The 16559-nt window shown below is 63.5% G+C and carries 16 protein-coding genes; 7 read left to right on the top strand and 9 right to left on the bottom strand.

What is annotated here, in order from left to right:
* Positions 1–55: 55 nt before the first annotated feature.
* The 9 genes from NZ993_07340 to NZ993_07300 form a co-directional block, all read right to left on the bottom strand.
* Positions 56–1945, bottom strand: a complete 1890-nt coding sequence (locus tag NZ993_07340) for a right-handed parallel beta-helix repeat-containing protein (protein ID MCS7155604.1) — start codon at positions 1943–1945, stop codon at positions 56–58.
* A 118-nt stretch (positions 1946–2063) separates the two neighbouring features.
* Entirely contained in the window at positions 2064–2417 is a 354-nt protein-coding gene (locus tag NZ993_07335; protein ID MCS7155603.1) for a hypothetical protein, read from the bottom strand.
* Entirely contained in the window at positions 2371–3183 is an 813-nt protein-coding gene (locus tag NZ993_07330; GenBank protein MCS7155602.1) for a ParA family protein, read from the bottom strand. The genes NZ993_07335 and NZ993_07330 overlap by 47 nt, the downstream gene beginning before the upstream one ends.
* A 70-nt stretch (positions 3184–3253) precedes the next feature.
* Positions 3254–5083 (bottom strand): glutamine--fructose-6-phosphate transaminase (isomerizing), encoded by a 1830-nt coding sequence (gene glmS, locus NZ993_07325; GenBank protein ID MCS7155601.1) that lies wholly within the window; start codon positions 5081–5083, stop codon positions 3254–3256.
* Between the two features lie 85 nt (positions 5084–5168).
* Positions 5169–6212: a 3-deoxy-7-phosphoheptulonate synthase gene (gene aroF / locus NZ993_07320; GenBank protein ID MCS7155600.1), complete on the bottom strand. Its 1044-nt coding sequence runs from the start codon at positions 6210–6212 to the stop codon at positions 5169–5171.
* A gap of 25 nt (positions 6213–6237) precedes the next feature.
* Positions 6238–6660 carry a hypothetical protein gene (locus NZ993_07315; protein MCS7155599.1) on the bottom strand — a complete coding sequence of 141 codons (423 nt, stop codon included), beginning with the start codon at positions 6658–6660 and terminating at the stop codon, positions 6238–6240.
* A 20-nt stretch (positions 6661–6680) separates the two neighbouring features.
* The gene (gene rsfS, locus NZ993_07310; GenBank protein MCS7155598.1) at positions 6681–7115 is read right to left on the bottom strand and encodes a ribosome silencing factor; all 435 of its coding nucleotides are present in this window, start codon (positions 7113–7115) and stop codon (positions 6681–6683) included.
* On the bottom strand, positions 7099–7569 hold the full coding sequence (locus tag NZ993_07305) for a LytR C-terminal domain-containing protein (protein ID MCS7155597.1): 471 nt from the start codon (positions 7567–7569) through the stop codon (positions 7099–7101). Before NZ993_07305 ends, rsfS begins: the two co-directional genes overlap by 17 nt.
* 101 nt (positions 7570–7670) lie before the next feature.
* Positions 7671–8171, bottom strand: a complete 501-nt coding sequence (locus NZ993_07300; GenBank protein MCS7155596.1) for a hypothetical protein — start codon at positions 8169–8171, stop codon at positions 7671–7673.
* Positions 8172–8226: 55 nt separating this feature from the next.
* Between NZ993_07300 and tsaD the strand changes: the two genes are divergently transcribed.
* The 7 genes from tsaD to NZ993_07265 all read left to right on the top strand — a co-directional run bounded on the left by tsaD (position 8227) and on the right by NZ993_07265 (position 16559).
* Positions 8227–9270, top strand: a complete 1044-nt coding sequence (gene tsaD / locus NZ993_07295; GenBank protein MCS7155595.1) for a tRNA (adenosine(37)-N6)-threonylcarbamoyltransferase complex transferase subunit TsaD — start codon at positions 8227–8229, stop codon at positions 9268–9270.
* The gene (gene pheA, locus NZ993_07290; protein MCS7155594.1) at positions 9267–9581 is read left to right on the top strand and encodes a chorismate mutase; all 315 of its coding nucleotides are present in this window, start codon (positions 9267–9269) and stop codon (positions 9579–9581) included. Before tsaD ends, pheA begins: the two co-directional genes overlap by 4 nt.
* Entirely contained in the window at positions 9574–10596 is a 1023-nt protein-coding gene (gene mltG, locus NZ993_07285; protein ID MCS7155593.1) for an endolytic transglycosylase MltG, read from the top strand. Before pheA ends, mltG begins: the two co-directional genes overlap by 8 nt.
* Positions 10597–10621: 25 nt before the next feature.
* Positions 10622–11593 (top strand): hypothetical protein, encoded by a 972-nt coding sequence (locus NZ993_07280; protein ID MCS7155592.1) that lies wholly within the window; start codon positions 10622–10624, stop codon positions 11591–11593.
* Positions 11594–11665: 72 nt separating this feature from the next.
* Entirely contained in the window at positions 11666–13186 is a 1521-nt protein-coding gene (locus tag NZ993_07275) for an AbgT family transporter (protein ID MCS7155591.1), read from the top strand.
* Between the two features lie 16 nt (positions 13187–13202).
* Entirely contained in the window at positions 13203–15239 is a 2037-nt protein-coding gene (locus NZ993_07270) for a S9 family peptidase (GenBank protein ID MCS7155590.1), read from the top strand.
* 3 nt (positions 15240–15242) lie between these two features.
* A complete protein-coding gene (locus tag NZ993_07265) occupies positions 15243–16559 on the top strand; it encodes an MFS transporter (protein ID MCS7155589.1) in 1317 nt (438 codons plus the stop codon).

Genomic DNA, 16559 nt, shown 5'->3' with positions numbered 1-16559 from the left:
GCCAGATACAAAAAGGTTACAAATCGCCATCCGGTCCCGGAGCGAGCCTTGGCCGTCAAAATCCCAGGATGCTTAACAAGCCAAGCAAGCCGATGAGCCCCACCACTGCCCAGAGCCAGCGCGCCCAGCGGGCCTCCCAGCGCCGGTCCCGGAGGTTGAGGCGGCGATTGGCCTCGCAAGTGTTTTCCCATAGCCTTGCGCGCACCGCGGGATCAACCCAGATCCCGTTGCGATTGCCTGTGCAGCGACACCCCCAAACCTCCCCTCCGGCTTGTCCGGTCAAGTAGATGCCCGTTCCCGCGTTGTGCTCGCATACCAAATCCCGAGCTCGCGTCGTGGCTTGCTCGGTCAGAAGCAGCCCATGGTTTTGGTTTTCGGCCAGGCGGGTTTCGGAGATCTCAAACCAGGCGCCCCCGTATGCGACCGCCCCACTGAGGGCGTTACGCTCCAAAAGCCCCCGATGCAAGCGGGCCCGGGCCTGATCGGTGAGCAAAAGTCCGTTTTGGCCATTCTCGGCGCTGGTAACGTGCTCCAACATAAGACGGGCGCGGCCGCCCGCACCGCAGCCCGGCCCGCCGTTGCCCCGGAAGACGACATGGCGCGCCTCCACCGAGGCCTCGTGCTCCGCCCATAGCCCTCCTCGCTGGTTCTGGAGCACTTCGAGATCCTCCACAAGCGCCGCCGCAGCCTGTGTGCAGAGCACCCCGACGCCCCCGGAGGCTCCCACTCGACCTCCTCCTATCCGAACCCGAGAGCGGTTTGCGGCCCAGAGGCCGTGCCGACCGCTTCGGTGGATCCGGTTGTGCAGCAGTTCGGCCTGCGCCCCTCCTAGCAGCAGGATGCCCTCCCGGGCGTTGCCCTCTATCCGATTCCGTTCCGCCACTAAGCGGACCTCCTCGGCCGCGCATAAGCCGGAGGCTCCGTTCTCCCGCAGCTCGTTTTCTTCGGCGAAGACCAGAGCCTGGTGCGCGCACAGCAGACCATGCAGACCGTTGGACACACACCGGTTGCGCCCGATCCGAGCAGGCTTGGCATACCGCACAACGGCGATGCCGTTTTTCTTATTCTGCTCGCAGCGGTTCTCAAGCACCACGGGCTGAGCCCGACCCGCGATCAGTATTCCCGATCCCTGATTGTGCAGACAGTGGTTGCGTTCCACAACGGCCGAGTTGGCTTCAGCGATGAAGATGCCGTGTCGCCCATTGTGGGCGGCCACGTTCTCCTGCACGATGCAGGAGCCGGAGCTCTGCAAGGCGATCCCGGCATACCCATTTCGGGTGCAGTGGCTCTGCGTAAGCTGCAGCTGCGCTGCATCGTGTACGGCTATGCCAGCGAATTCATTCTCCTCGGACTTGAGCGCCTCCACTTGCCCTTGGCTGCGCTCGGTGAAGGCCACCCCGCTGCGCCGGTTATGGTGCGCGTAGACGGCCAATAACCTGGCCTCCGCCCGACCCGCTAGCTCGATCCCATGCCAATCGTTAGGGCCCACTTCCACATCGTGAGCCGTGAGCTGAGCGGAACCCGCCACGTAGAGCCCGCTCCCCCCCCGCTTTTGAAAATCCGCCCATATGCCCCCCCGGACTCGCACCCGCTCCATGTGCAGCGAGCCGTTATCTATTGTGACCACATCCGCATTGGCCTCTCCGGCATATTCAAGCGTGAGGTCCTGTAGCACAAACGCCCCCCCCGAGAGTAGCAGGAGCGCCTCACCACCGCGACTGCGCAGGATCGTACGCTCCAGGCCCTGCCCGCGTAGGCGTAACCCCTTGTGGCGCCGGATCTGCCGGGGCACCTCGATTATGCCCTCCGGCAGCAGTATGTCCGCATCCGCCTCAGCTTGTTCGAGCCGCTCTAGCCACTCGGAATCGCACGGGATGGAATCCGCGGGGGGGTGCTCGATGCGCCCTTGCTCAGCAGCGCTTGGATCGGGCCGGTGGGCTTCCATAGCCAAGCCTCTCTTCCGGCTCCCATAAAGCAAAAAGGGCACCAAGACGAAACCACGCCCGGGCGGCCACAGAGTCCCCGAGGTGGCGTAAAAACGTGACGAGACCCGTTACGGTACCTTAAGAGAGAAAGCGGGTAAGTGCTTGAACAAGCGCTTCGCTAACCCCGATTCGCCGTTCCTGCGCGTATCGCTGCAGGGCATCGGCGACCTCTACGGGAAGCCGATAAGTGCGCCGAACCCATTCGGAGCGCGTCTTTACGGGGGCTCGCTCGGGTAGGATCTGCTCAAGAGGATAAGCCGCTCCAGCCCCTATCCAGCTCAAGGGGTCCTGCTTCGAGCGCCGATTCGCCGTCTGCTGATTGGAGGGCTCAGCCCAGGCCGAGGCAAGCACCGCCTCGACCGCCCGCTGATGCCGGGGCATCCAATCAAGCGGGTTGGTGGCCAGACGCGGTCCCGAGCGGCTTCGGATCATAGCGCATCTCCTTGGGCTGCAGGCGCTCCAAAAACTCCACGGTCAGCGCCTCGTAATCCTGTGCCCCGATCGAATTGGGGGCATACTCGAAGATACTCTGTCCGTAGCTGGGGGCTTCGGCCAGCGCGACGTTGGTGCGGATAAAGGTCCGAAACAGCAGCTCAGGGAATCGTTCCCGCAGGCTTTGTGCGGCCTCATGATGCAGATTTTTGCGCTGATCAAAATTCGTAATCAGAATGCCCGAAAGCTTTAGGCGTGGATTGAGACGCCGCGTCACGATCTCGGTTGTCTGTAGCAGCTGAGAGAGCCCGGCTAGTGAGAGAAACTCCGGATATACGGGCACCAGGATTCCGGTGGCGGCGACCAGAGCGTTGACGCTCAGAATTCCCAGCTGGGGCGGGCAGTCCATGAGTACGAAATCGTAGCCGTCGTGGCCATCGAGGGCTTCTTTGAGCGCAAATTCGGCTCCAGGTTCCGAGAGGACCTTCTGGGCGCGCGAAAGGGCCAGATTAGCCGGCACCAGATGCAGATGCTCATTGCGTAAGCAGACGACCTCCGAAAGCGTGGCCTCCCCTGTGAGCACTTCCAGTAGGGTCAGCTCCAGCTCGTGGGCCGGTATGCCGGCATGATACGTCAGATGGGCCTGAGGGTCCAGGTCTACTAGCAGGACCCGAAACCCGCGACGCGCCAGGGCCGAGCCTACGTTAAAGGTCGTTGTGGTCTTGCCTACACCCCCTTTTTGATTGAGCAAGGCGATACGGGCCATGGAATCCCCCAAACGATACGCGTGGGCGCAATATACGACGCGAGCGGCGAAAAGCAAATTTCCGCGAGGCCTACTCGACCGTTACGCTTTTGGCCAGGTTGCGGGGTTTATCCACGTCGCAGCCCCGCAGCACGGCGATCTCATAAGCCAACAGCTGCAGCGGCACCACGGCCAGTAGCGGGGTAAAGAGCTCCAGGGTGCGCGGGATCTGCACAATATGCGAGGCCAGTTGGGCAAGCGCCGGGTCCTGTTCATCCGTGATCGCGATCACCCGACCCTGACGGGCGCGCACCTCCTGGATGTTGCTTAGGATCTTCTCGTAGGTCCCGTCGTGTAGCGCGATGAAGACAACGGGCATGTTCTCGTCAATCAGGGCGATGGGCCCGTGTTTCATCTCGGCGGCCGGGTAACCCTCGGCGTGAATGTAGGAGATCTCCTTCAGCTTAAGGGCCCCCTCGAGGGCGACGGGGAAGTTGGGCCCGCGTCCAAGGTAGAGGAAGTTCGTGGCGTCCTTATACTCATAGGCCAGCTCCTGAATGACAGGGCGCAGTTGGAGAATACGTCGGATCTTCTCCGGGATCTGCGTAAGCTCCTCCACATAGGCCAACACCTCGGCCTCGGTGAGCGTGCGGCCCTTGGCCAATAACAAGGCGATCATGGCCAGCACGGCCACCTGCGAGGTGAACGCCTTCGTGGAGGCTACTCCGATCTCGGGCCCGGCGTGCAGGTACACGCCCGCTTCGGTCTCGCGTGCGATCGAGGAGCCCACTACGTTGCAGACGCCTAACACGAGCGCCCCGCGCGCCTTGGCCTCCCGAACAGCGGCCAGCGTATCGGCCGTCTCGCCGCTTTGGCTGATGGCGATGACCACGTCATCCGGATACAGGATTGGATCGCGGTAGCGAAACTCGGAGGCGTACTCCACCTCTACGGGAATGCGCGCCAAGGATTCAATCAGGTACTCCCCCACCAGGCCCGCATGCCAGGAGGTCCCGCAGCCTACAAGCACCATACGACGGGCCCGAAAGAGCCGATCCCGCACGGAAATCAAGCCCCCGAGCTGCACCTCGGCTTGGCCCGGACGGATACGGCCTCGCAGCGTGTTCTCAAGCGAACTAGGCTGCTCGAAGATCTCCTTGAGCATAAAGTGCGCATAGCCGCCCCGCTCGATCTGCTCCAGGCTCCATTCGATGGTGCAGATCTGCTTAGTGCGCTCTGTATTCTGGATGTCTTTGACCAGGTAGCCCGTAGGCCGGATGACGGCCATCTCGCCATCTTCCAGGTAAATCACCCGACGTGTATGCTCTATGATGGCGCTCGCGTCGGAGGCCACGATGTACTCCCCCTCCCCGATACCGAGGATGAGCGGGCTGCCCTTGCGGGCCACGATCAGGGTATCGGGCTCCTCCGGGGAGATGATGGCCAGCCCATAGGCCCCCACCACAAGGCTTAGGGCGCGCCGGACGGCCGTCTCCAGGTCACAGTCCGTCCAGAGGGCTCCGATCAGATGGGCCAGGACCTCGGTGTCCGTTTGGCTGCGAAAAACACAGCCCACTCGTTCGAGCTCTGTGCGTAGGGCGGCGTAGTTCTCGATGATCCCATTATGGATCAGCGCCAGACGCGCGCGCATGTCCGTATGCGGGTGAGCATTTACGTCGCTAGGCTCCCCATGCGTGGCCCAGCGGGTGTGGGCGATCCCGATCTGGCCTGGTAGGCTGCGACCGTTTAGGCGGGCAAGCAGGTCCTCGACTTTGCCCCGCGTTTTGAGAAGGTGTAGCTCACCCCCGTACAGGGTCGCGATCCCAGCTGAATCGTAGCCGCGGTACTCAAGCCGGCGCAGCCCCTGAAGCAAGATGGGAGCGGCCTCCCGGCGGCCTACGTATGCAACGATGCCACACATCTTGACGGGCTCCTTATCTGCTTCCCCCCGCCTTCCCGATCTGCGGCAAACATACGCCTGGGAGGGTTCGGGCGCAACACGACGGCTAGGGGCGCCCTATCGAGGCGGCATGCGCAGCCACGCTGCGTCCGATGGCCTCCGCGATCAGCCGGACCTGCCGCATGAGCTCGGCAAACTGTTCCGGATAGAGGGACTGAGGGCCATCGGATTTGGCTTCTTCGGGCCTTGGATGAACCTCGATCAGGAGTCCATCGGCGCCGGCCGCCACGGCGGCTCGGGCCATGGGCAGCACGCGGTCCCGAAGACCCGTCCCGTGACTGGGGTCAGCGAACACAGGGAGGTGGCTTAATTTCTGTACCGTCGGAATAGCGCTTAGGTCCAACGTGTTGCGCGTGGCCGTCTCGAAGGTGCGAATCCCTCGCTCGCACAGGATCACGCGCGGATTGCCGCTGGCCATGATGTACTCGGCGGCCATGAGCCACTCTTCGATGGTGGCGGCCAGCCCTCTTTTCAGGAAGACCGGCTTGTCGGTCCGCCCCAGCTCCCGCAGCAGGGGGAAGTTCTGCATGTTTCGGGCCCCCACCTGAAAGATATCCGTGTAGCGTCCCACAAGCTCCACCTGAGATACGTCCAAAACCTCCGTGATCATGCCCAGGCCATAGCAATCACAGGCCTGCCGCATAAGCCGCAGCCCCGTCTCCCCGAGCCCCTGAAAAGCGTAGGGAGAAGTGCGGGGCTTGAAGGCGCCTCCGCGCAGAAACGCAGCCCCGTGCTCGGCCACGAAGGCGGCCGTCTGGAAGATCTGCTCCTCAGACTCTATGGAGCAGGGGCCGGCCATGATCACCACCTCCGGGCCCCCGATGCGGACGCCAGCGACTTCATAAACGGAGTTTTCGCGTTTCCAAGCTCGACTGGCGAACTTATACGGGGTGGTGACCCGGTATACCTCGGCAACCCCCTCGAGGACCTTGACCTGTCGGATGTCGAAGTCCGGCTGCACCCCGATGGCCCCTAGCACGGTCTGGTTTACGCCGCTTGATCGGTGCACATCGAAACCGAAGGCGTGCAGCCGGGCGATAACCTGTTCGATTTGGGCCTCAGTGGCACCGGGTTCCATGACCACAACCATGGCGATAGCCCCTCCTTCAGGCGGGTTAACGTACCTCAAAGCGAGCTATGTAGCCGTTTACAACTAACTCGTAGCGTCCGGGAGAGAGCGCATCGGGCAGGAAAACGTAATAGCGAAACGGACGGATGGCTTGCGTGCACAGTACCCCCACGGGGCGGCGCGTGAGCAACTCGACCTCGATGCGCGCGCCCTGGCGGACCTGCCGCACCTCATGTAGCTCCGTGCAACCGTCTGGCAGATAACCCCAGACCAACACCTCAGCTCGGGCGACGGGCTGATATGCGATGCGCACCTGCAGGGATTCGACCTTGGCCCGGCTGAAGGTGTACTGCAAAGCGCTATCCGGCGGCGTAAGCTGCAGCCACGGCTGTGGGAAGCCCCCCTCTGTGGAGGGGGACGCCCCCTTTGGCCGGGGATGGGGTGCAGCACAGGCTACCCAAAACATCATCGCAAGACCCCAGCTCAGCCTCATGGGTTTGGCTCGCGCGCCGTGGGAGATTCCCGGACACGCTCCACGGGGGCGTCCCCCCAGATGCGCTCCAGATTGTAGTACGCCCGAACAGGGGCGTAAAAGACGTGCGCTACTACGTTGACGTAATCCAACAGCACCCACTGCCGATTGCTGTATCCCTCGATGTGCCAGGGTTTTTCGCCTAGGTGCTTGTGCACTTCCTCCTCAATGGCATCGGCGATGGCTTTGACCTGCAAATCGGAGGATCCGGAGCCGATCACGAAATAATCGACCACATCGGTAAGTCCGCGCAGGTCTAGGATGACGACGTCTTCGGCTTTTTTGGTGAGCATCGCCTCCGCGATCCGTCGGCTCAGGGCGTAACCGGACGCAGCGGCAAGACGCCGACGGCGGCGCGGCTCGGCAATAGACTGCTTATGGAAGGATGCCATATCCCTCTCGCATGGGTTTAAGCGTTCTATAGTCAGCCCCCAAGATCACGGTCACATCCAAGTAAGCCTGGGGATCGGGCTGTCGCAGCACCCGTTCGGGGTCCAGGCCTAAAGCCACGGCCACGCGGCGAGCGGCCTCTTGATCCCCCGTACGGCTGATAACCAGGGTCTCCGGCACGTCGAAGCGGTCGTGGTTGCCGTATTCGACCACGTCAAAGCCGCGCTCCTGCAGGTACTCCGTCACGCGCTGAGCCAGACGCGGCACCCCGGTTCCGTTGCGCACCTCGAGCTGGATGACCGCGCCGAACAACCCGGCATGGGGTTCGGGGCGCTCAGGAAGCACGCGAGGCACCACCTGACGGGCGAGCGCCGCGTAGAGCAAAAGGATCAGCAGCGCGCCCAGTAGCAAGATGGCGCCGTCCCAGAGCCATGCAATCCGAGGTCGACCGGACATGGGCTATTGTCAAGGTACACCGTGTGAGCCCGTCGGGGCAAAAAACAACGCGGCCCGGCTTTTGTTCGGGCCGGGCCGCGGGCGATGTCATTTTCAACAGCTCAGTTACGCAACCACGGCTCCCGGCCCCAATCCGGCCAGTATCCGTAATAATACGGGCTATACCAGCTCCACCCCATCGGACCGGGGAATTGCTGTAGGCTCAAACGCAAAAGCGTCTGTTCCGAGGGGCGGTAGGTGAGTTCTGCGCCCTGCAGGAACAGCCGCGCATACGACTGACGACCTCCGAAGACCCCCTGGAAGGCGCCGGTCCCGAAGGGAGTGTGCAGCAGCCCTATATCCAGGCGCGCGCTCAGTTTCTCGGTCGGATACCAGAGCAGTGTGTTCGTGTACAGGCCCAGCGCCAGGGCTTGTCCGCCGAGGGAGGAGACGGACAACTCGTAGCTGTGGCGCATCTGGAAGCGCTCCGGGCTTAGCCAAGTGGGTTGGAACAGGCGCACCCCTGACGCTGCGGGCAGGTGGGCACGCAACTGAGCCTGAGCCGTCTGCACGTTCAAGCTCAACCACAGGAGCAGGAGCACCATTCCACAGAACCGCCGCATCGGTTTTGCTCCACGCTTGGTTTGGCCTGTACTTTTACGTCGACAGTATAGAAAAATGTTCTCGGTAAGTCAAGCCCACGACGTCGCCCCGGATCGGGTGATCTTGGGCATCGAAAGCTCCTGCGACGAGACGGCCGCGGCCGTGCTCATCGAGGGCCGGTTGGCCGCGCACGTGGTGAGCTCTCAGCTCGACCATCGCCCCTACGGCGGAGTGGTGCCGGAGCTGGCCTCCCGGGCGCACCTGCGCCGGATCGTGCCCGTGGTTGAACGCGCTCTTGCGGAGGCCCAAATCCGCAAGGCGGATCTGACGGCCGTAGCCGTCACCTACGGGCCTGGCCTGATCGGGTCTTTGCTCGTGGGGACGAGCTTCGCCAAGGCTCTGGCCTCCGCTTTGGGGATTCCGCTTGTGGGCGTGCACCACCTAGAGGGGCACATTTACGCGATTTTTCTGGAGCCCGAGCCCCCGCCGTTTCCCTTTTTGTGCTTGGTGGTCTCCGGGGGGCATACCGCTTTGGTGCGCGTTGAGGCCCCCTTTCGGCATCGCACCTTAGGTCAGACGCGCGACGACGCGGCCGGGGAGGCCCTTGATAAGGTGGCCAAGCTGTTGGGGCTCGAATATCCCGGCGGACCGGCGATCGAGCGGCTTGCGGCAGAAGGCGATCCGCGATTTCTGCGCCTTCCCCGGCCCAATCTGGGCCCGTCGCTGGATTACAGCTTCAGCGGGCTTAAGACCGCGGTGCTTCACGCCCTTAAGCGTCTTCCGGATCCGGAGCGCACCCGGCTTCGCCAAGAGCATCTGGCCGATCTGGCCGCATCCTTTCAGACGGCCGTCGTCGAGGCCCTCCTGGAGCCCCTTTTGCGAGCGGCCGAACGGACCGGAGACCGTCATGTGGTGCTCTCCGGGGGCGTGGCGGCCAACCGCGCCCTGCGCCGTCGGCTCCAGGAGGTGGCGGCCGAACGAAGCTGGCGTCTTTACGTCCCCCGGCCGGCCTTTTGCACGGACAACGCGGCCATGATCGCGATGGCCGGCTACCTTAAGTTGCGTCAAGGCCATCAGAGCCCGCTTTCCTTAGCCCCTCAGGCCACGGTTCCGCTATGAATTCTACGCTGTCTGGCTCGGAATCGCCCGAATCACTTTGGCAAGCCATGGAGGACTGGCGTCGGCGCATCGACGCGCTGGACCTTGAAATCCTACAGCTGCTCAACGAGCGGGCCCGCTGCGCCTGCCAGATCGGGGCCCTGAAAAAACGCCTAGGCCTGCCCCTGTACACCCCGGAGCGGGAGGCCGAGGTCATGCGCAACGTCGTGCAACATAACCCGGGCCCCCTCTCGGCTGAGGCGGTGCGCCGGCTCTATGAGCGCATCATCGACGAGTCGCGTCGGCTAGAGCGGGAATCGCACGATGGCTAAAGGACATGCGCATTGGGCGCTTGTGGGGCTATTGCTCTTGCTCGCCTCCGGGGCCGGCATCGGATACCTGCTTCTGCATCCCGCCACACCGGACTTTCCCGAGGAGCGCGTGATATACGTGTATCCGGATCAACCGTTTGCGGCGGTGGTCGACAGCCTCCATCGGGCAGGCATCTTACGGGAGGCCCGAACTTTCCGCTGGATCGCCCTCATTACGGGCTGGGACCGACAGATCAAGCCGGGCCGCTACGTGCTGCGCTCCTCGTTGACGCACCTGGAACTTTTGGGGCTTTTGCGCAAGGGGCTGCAGACGCCGCTCGACGTCACCATCCCTCCTGGCATGACCCAAGATCGACTTGCGGCGCTTCTGGGTGCGCAGTTGGCCTTCCGGCCTGAAGATTTTTTGCGCGCCTTGCGGGATTCGGCCTTCTGCGCCTCCCTAGGGCTGGATACGACGCGCATCTTTGGCTATCTGTTTCCGGAGACCTACAACGTGTACTGGACGACTTCGCCTGAGGCGCTTATCCGGCGCTGTGTGGCCCAGTTTCGGAGCTTTTTCGTCGATTCCCTGCGCCGACGCGCCGATGCGCTGGGTCTACGCGAAGAGGAGGTCCTCACTTTGGCCTCCATCATCGAATGGGAGGCGCAAGTAGAGCGAGAACAGCCCCGCATCGCAGGGGTCTATTGGAACCGGCTTCGCCGAGGTTGGCCCCTACAGGCCGACCCCACGGTGCAATACGCGCTCAACAAACGGCATCAACGGCTTTCGGTGCGCGACTATCGCGTAATCCACCCATATAACACGTATCTATACCCCGGCCTGCCCCCTGGTCCCATCACCAATCCCAGCCCCTCCTCGATCCTGGCCGCCCTTTATCCGGAGGAGCATCGGTACTTCTTCTTCGTCTCCAACGGCGATGGCACGCACACCTTCTCCCGCACATACGCCGAACACCTGCAGGCCGTGCGGCGCTATCGAGCCCAACGCGCGGAGTCCCGCTCCGCAGACAGGTAAGACCCTATAGCCAAAGGGGGAGCTCATGCTCGCTCGCTTGATCCTGGTCGCCTGGGCGCTCCTGCTGTGCGCCCCGCCCCTTAAAGCCCAAAGCCGCCTGCGCTGGAGCGGCCTCTGGTATGCCGACTACTACTACATCCTGGCCAGCCCGGAGCGCGCGCAGCGGGGTCAAAACGGGTTCGCGTTCCGACGCCTGTATCTGACGGCGGACTGGAACGCCCGGGCGAGCCTGGATGGACGGGTCCGGTTGGAGGTCGACGATCGGTCTTTTACGACCGACGGCCGGCCCGGACCTTTTGTAAAGGACCTATATCTGCGCTTTGCCCTAGGCCGGCACCAGCTGATCGCGGGCATCTCCCCAACGCCGGCCTTCGAGGCCCCGGAGGAGGGCTGGGGTTACAGGAGCCTAGAGCGCACGATTTTAGACTTCAACCGCGTCGCCTCCACTCGGGACTTCGGCCTGTCTGTTCGTGGACCCCTGGGCGCCAAGGGCGCGCTCTCCTACTGGCTCATGTTCGGCAACAACAATGGAGTCCGACACGAGCAGGACAAGTTCAAGCGCCTATACGGCCGCCTAGCCTGGCAAGCTCAGTCCGGGCCCGTGCTCACGCTTTACGCCGACTACGGGCGCTATCAAGAGGATAGGCGACTCTGGACATGGGCCGGATACGTGGGCTACGTGGGGGCCCTGCAGCGAGCGGGCCTGGAGCTGTTTGCGCATCGCTTTGAGCGCCCCCGCGATCCGGATGACCGCCTTTGGGGAATCAGCCTGTTCGGGGCGCGCCGCATAAGCGAGCCGATCGCGATTCTGGCGCGGGCTGATCTCGTGCAGCGCTCCCTACAGGGGCGGCGATCCCGACTGGAGTACGCCATCGCCGGCGTAGATTGGACGATAGCCCCCGAGGTGAACCTGATTCTCAACTTCTACCGCACCCGACTCAGCCCGGGGGCCCGGGATAGCTGGACGGGTCGGCTGACCCTGCACTGGCGCTTCTGATTCGCTTGGCCAGGTTGCGCCGTACTCGATGGGGCCGTATCATTTCGCGACCCGCTTACACCGGAGACTGGCATGAATCCTACGCGTCCGCGTTCCAGAGGCTGGCTAGCCTGGATCGAACGCACCGGCAACGCCCTGCCCGATCCGGTAAGCCTTTTTCTGATCCTCATCGGCCTTGTCGTGGGGCTATCGGCCCTCTTGGCCTCTCTGGGCGTAGAGGCCAAGCACCCGGGCACGGGTGAGATGATCCGCGCGCAAAACCTCCTGTCAGCTGAGCTTATACGCCGGCTGCTTACGGAGATGCCGCGCACCTTCGCGGGCTTTCCGCCTCTGGGCCTGGTCCTTGTGGTCATGCTCGGCATCGGGATCGCCGACAAAACGGGCCTGATCGCGGCCGCCCTTCGGGGGGTGCTCCGACGCGTGCCGGCCAAGCTGCTGTCGGCAGCGGTGGTGTTCGTGGGCATCATGTCCTCGCTGGCCGTGGACGCCGGCTACGTGGTCGTCATCCCCCTGGGCGCGTTCGTTTTCTGGGCCGCCGGGCGCCATCCCCTGGCCGGACTGGCCGCGGCCTTCGCCGGTGTTTCGGGCGCTTTTTCGGCCAACTTGTTTCTGACTTCCCTGGATCCACTGCTAGCGGGCTTTACGCAGTCCGCAGCCCAATTGATCGATCCCCGCTACACGGTACGGGAGACGGCCAACTACTACTTCATCGTCGCCTTAACGCCGCTGCTGACGCTTGTCGGGATGGCCGTCACGGAATGGATCGTAGAGCCTCGTCTGGGCCCGTACCGAGGCCAGGCCGAGGTGGCCGAGCTGTCGGCCGCGCTCAGCCCTGAGGAGCGGCGGGGCCTGCGTTGGGCCGGCCTGGCGCTTCTGCTCGTACTGGCCCTCGTGGGCTTGCTCGTGCTGCCCCCGGGGGCGCCGCTTCGGGGCGAGGACGGATCGCTAGCCCCCTTCTACGGGAGCATCGTGGCCATTATGTTCTTCTGTTTTCTCATCCCCGGCCTGGCCTATGGCATCGCCACCGGGCGCATCAGAAGCGACCGCGACGCCGTGCGCATGTCCGCTGAGGCCATGTCCGATATGGCCCTCTACATCGTGCTCGCTTTCGCGGCGGCGCACTTTATCGCCGTCTTCAACTGGTCCAACCTGGGCGCCATTTTGGCCATCAAGGGGGCTGAGCTCCTCAAAGGCTTGGGCCTGGGTCAGGTGCCCCTGCTTGTGGGCTTGATCCTCGTTACGGCCTTCGTCAACCTCTTTATCGGCAGCGCCAGCGCCAAATGGGCCCTTCTGGCCCCCATCTTCGTGCCCATGTTCATGCTGCTGGGCTTCTCGCCGGAACTGGTGCAGATGGCCTATCGCGTGGGCGATTCGGCCACGAACATCATCACCCCCCTGCTGCCCTACTTTCCGCTCATTCTGACCTTCGCGCTGCGCTATGAGCGCTCCGCCGGCATCGGCACGCTCATCGCCCTTATGCTGCCGTACTCGATCGCCTTCCTGCTGGCCATGACGGCCACGCTGGCCTTGTGGGTCTTTTTGGGCATCCCTCCCGGACCGGATATCCCGCTGCGTTACGAAATCAGCCGCTAACTCGGAGGACACCGCCATGCGCGCTTGGCGATGGATCCTGCTCTCTTTGCTGCCGCTTTCGATATGGGCCCAAGAGCGAAGGGGCCTTTCGCCTCTTGAGGTAGCTAGACTCCAGATGGTGAACGCCGCGGTCATTTCGCCCGACGGTCGCTACATAGCCTATGGGGTATCGGTGCCCGCCGATCCGATGCGGGAAAACCGCCCGGCGGCGACACACCTGTTCGTGTGGGACCTGAGAGCCGGCCGGGTGATCGGCAGCTTCACGCAGGCCAACGTCTCTTCGATCGCCTTCCGACCCGGCGCGGGCACGGTCACGTTCTTAGCCTCTATAGAGCCCAACGAGCCGCGCAGTCTCTATGAGCTCCCCCTGCGGGAGGGCGCCGAACCCCGACGCCTTCTGCGCCATGAGACGGCCATATCGGATTACCAGTGGGCGCCTGACGGGGAGCGCTTGGCCTTTATCGCGCCAGAGCGCATAGATGGACCCGGAACGCTCTTGCCCGTGCGACCGATCTTTTATGAAGAGGCCCAGCCGCAACGCCTGGCCTTCGTGCACGATGTGCGCTCGGCTCGCTCCGTGCCGTTGGCCGTAAGGGGGTCGTATTACCTTCTGGCCTGGAGCCCGGATGGCCGGCGAATAGCCGCCTCGGTAGCCCCCACGCCGTTGGTCGATGACATGTACATGGCCCAGCGCGTGCACGTATTCGACGCCGAGACCGGACAGGTCCTGCTTCAAATAGCCAATGAGGGCAAAATCGGCTCCATCCACTGGAGCCCCGACGGGCGCCGGCTGGCACTCAAAGCCGCCGATCACCTGCATGATCCCATCGATGGGCGGCTCATGATCGTCGAGGTCCAAGAGGGCGCCCGGCCCCGGAACGTGTGGCGCGACTTCGAGGGGCAGTTCGAGCAGATCCTATGGGCTGAGCCCGAACTTCTGTACGTGCTCGTAAGCGTAGGAGTAGAAAAGGCCCTCGCCACGATCCGGGCCGACGGAAGCGGTTTTCGCTACCTCGTCGCGCCGGGCTTGGCCAATTGGATGAGCTTCGATCGCGCCTCTAGTGGCCTAGTGGCGCTGGTGGGCAACACGGCTCGGCATCCCAGCGAGCTTTACCTTTGGAGGCCGGGCACGGCGCAGCCGGAACGCCTTACCGAGCACAACCCCTGGCTTGCCCAGGTGCGCCTGGGCGAGCAGCGCGTGGTGCGATATCGAACGCGCGACGGCGCCTACGAGATCGAGGGCATCTTGATGCTGCCCGTAGGCTACGAGCCCGGTCGCAGGGTGCCGCTTATCGTAGTCGTGCACGGCGGTCCGGAGGCGCACTACTCCAACGGCTGGCTGACGACTTACTCCATGCCTGGCCAGATGGCCACGGGGCGTGGCTATGCGGTCTTCTATCCCAACTATCGCGGCTCCACGGGCCGAGGCCTGGCCTTCGCCATGAGCAGCCAAGCCGACTTGGCCGGAAAGGAATTCGACGACATCGTCGACGGAGTCGATTACCTCATCGCCCAAGGCATCGTGGATCCGGCACGCGTGGGCGTTACGGGCGGCTCCTACGGGGGATACGCCACGGCCTGGATGAGCACGCGCTACTCGGATCGGTTTGCGGCCGGTGTGATGTTCGTGGGCATCAGCAACAACCTCTCTAAGTGGGGCACAAGCGACATTCCGAACGAGCTGTACCTGGTGCACTCGCGCACGCGCTTCTGGGAAAGCGACAGCAAGTGGCTCGATTACCTGCGCCGCAGCCCCATATACCACGTAGATCAAGCCCGCACGCCGCTGTTGATCCTGCATGGGGCCGAAGATACGCGCGTACATCCCAGCCAATCTCTGGAGCTTTACCGGCATCTTAAGGTGCGACGGCCGGAGGTCCCCGTGCGGCTTCTGCTCTACCCCGGCGAGGGACATGGGCTGGTGCGCTCCGCAGCCCGCCTGGATTATAGCCTGCGCATGATGGACTGGTTCGATCACTTTCTGCTCCGCCGACAGCGGACGCTACCTCCCCTGGAGTTGTCCGGCGTTCCGGCCGGATTGGAGTCGCGCTAAGCGATGCCCTTGGGATCGCGGCGCCGGGCCATTTGGGCCTGGGCCATGTACGACTGGGCCAACTCGGCCTACGTGACCACGACGGCGGCCGCGCTGCTGCCGGCCTACTTCGTGCAGGTTGTCGTGCCTCCGGAGGGCGTGCGCGCCCTGGGCCTCATCTGGTCCGGCGAGGCCCTGTGGGGGCTGGCGACGGGCGCGGCCTCGCTAGTGGCCTTTCTGTTGGCGCCTTTCCTGGGAGCGGTGGCCGATCTATCGGGCCGCAAGAAGGCCTTCTTGATGGGCTTCGCCTACGCCGGAAGCCTTTTCGCCTCCCTGCTTTTCTTCGCTCAAGCCGGACGCGTGGGGCTGACCCTTGGCCTATACGCGTTGGCTCAGATTTGCTTTATCTCGGCTAACGTCTTCTATGACGCCTTTCTGCCGCATCTGACGCGCCACCACCACGACCGCGTCTCAGCCCGCGGATACGCCATGGGCTATCTGGGCGGGGGGCTGCAGTTCGCCTGCGCTCTTGTGCTCGTATCGCAGCCGACTTGGTTTGGCCTGCAGACGGAAGAGGCCGTTCGGCTCGCCCTGCTCATGGCCGGGCTTTGGTGGGCCGTCTTTTCTTTGTGGCCTCTGCTAGAACTACCCGAATCCAACGCCCTCGGGACCGCCCCTGAGCCCAGCTGGGGTGCCTACGTTAAAGCGGGCTGGAGGCAGGTACGGGACACGCTCAGGCGCCTGCCTCGAGCTCCCTCCCTGCTGCTGTTTCTGGTGGCGTTTATGTTCTACGACGACGCCATTCAGAGCACGATCGCCATGGCCTCCGCCTACGGAGCCGGGGAGCTGAAGCTAGAACCCAGCGCGATCATGGGCACCTTTCTTGTCGTGCAGTTTGTGGCCTACGGCGGATCTCGGCTCTTTGGACTTCTGGGAGAGCGCTGGAACACAAAGCCGGCGTTGCTTTTGAGCCTGGCCGTGTGGGTGCTCATCATCTTGGGCGCCTACCTGCTGCCCTCCGGGTACGCGCCGGGCTTTCTGGGCTTGGGCCTGATGGTTGGCCTGGTCTTGGGCGGCAGTCAGGCGCTCAGCCGGTCTTTATACAGCCAGATCATCCCCCCTCAGGCTAGCGCCCAGTTTTTCGGATTCTACACGGTCTTCTCGCGCTTCTCGGCCATCTGGGGGCCCCTCTGGTTCGCCCTCGTGCGCACCGCGACAGGTTCCTCTCGGGCGGCCATCTTGTCTTTGCTTGTTTTTTTGGTGATCGGGATGGTTTTTTTGGCCATCCTTAGTCCATCCCAGGCCCGTGCAGAGGCCCGTCAATGGACGAACGCGCCATGA

Source organism: Bacteroidota bacterium, assembly GCA_025059945.1.
GTDB lineage: Bacteria > Bacteroidota > Rhodothermia > JANXDC01 > JANXDC01 > JANXDC01.
Note: the sequence above shows the minus strand (reverse complement) of the source record. Positions and strands in the feature narration are given on the sequence as shown.

Coding starts and splice junctions, on each gene's coding strand:
- NZ993_07340 (MCS7155604.1), bottom strand. CDS start 1,945: ATGGAAGCCCACCGGCCCGATCCAAGCGCTGCTGAGCAAGGGCGCATC.
- NZ993_07335 (MCS7155603.1), bottom strand. CDS start 2,417: ATGATCCGAAGCCGCTCGGGACCGCGTCTGGCCACCAACCCGCTTGAT.
- NZ993_07330 (MCS7155602.1), bottom strand. CDS start 3,183: ATGGCCCGTATCGCCTTGCTCAATCAAAAAGGGGGTGTAGGCAAGACC.
- glmS (MCS7155601.1), bottom strand. CDS start 5,083: ATGTGTGGCATCGTTGCATACGTAGGCCGCCGGGAGGCCGCTCCCATC.
- aroF (MCS7155600.1), bottom strand. CDS start 6,212: ATGGTTGTGGTCATGGAACCCGGTGCCACTGAGGCCCAAATCGAACAG.
- NZ993_07315 (MCS7155599.1), bottom strand. CDS start 6,660: ATGATGTTTTGGGTAGCCTGTGCTGCACCCCATCCCCGGCCAAAGGGG.
- rsfS (MCS7155598.1), bottom strand. CDS start 7,115: ATGGCATCCTTCCATAAGCAGTCTATTGCCGAGCCGCGCCGCCGTCGG.
- NZ993_07305 (MCS7155597.1), bottom strand. CDS start 7,569: ATGTCCGGTCGACCTCGGATTGCATGGCTCTGGGACGGCGCCATCTTG.
- NZ993_07300 (MCS7155596.1), bottom strand. CDS start 8,171: ATGCGGCGGTTCTGTGGAATGGTGCTCCTGCTCCTGTGGTTGAGCTTG.
- tsaD (MCS7155595.1), top strand. CDS start 8,227: ATGTTCTCGGTAAGTCAAGCCCACGACGTCGCCCCGGATCGGGTGATC.
- pheA (MCS7155594.1), top strand. CDS start 9,267: ATGAATTCTACGCTGTCTGGCTCGGAATCGCCCGAATCACTTTGGCAA.
- mltG (MCS7155593.1), top strand. CDS start 9,574: ATGGCTAAAGGACATGCGCATTGGGCGCTTGTGGGGCTATTGCTCTTG.
- NZ993_07280 (MCS7155592.1), top strand. CDS start 10,622: ATGCTCGCTCGCTTGATCCTGGTCGCCTGGGCGCTCCTGCTGTGCGCC.
- NZ993_07275 (MCS7155591.1), top strand. CDS start 11,666: ATGAATCCTACGCGTCCGCGTTCCAGAGGCTGGCTAGCCTGGATCGAA.
- NZ993_07270 (MCS7155590.1), top strand. CDS start 13,203: ATGCGCGCTTGGCGATGGATCCTGCTCTCTTTGCTGCCGCTTTCGATA.
- NZ993_07265 (MCS7155589.1), top strand. CDS start 15,243: ATGCCCTTGGGATCGCGGCGCCGGGCCATTTGGGCCTGGGCCATGTAC.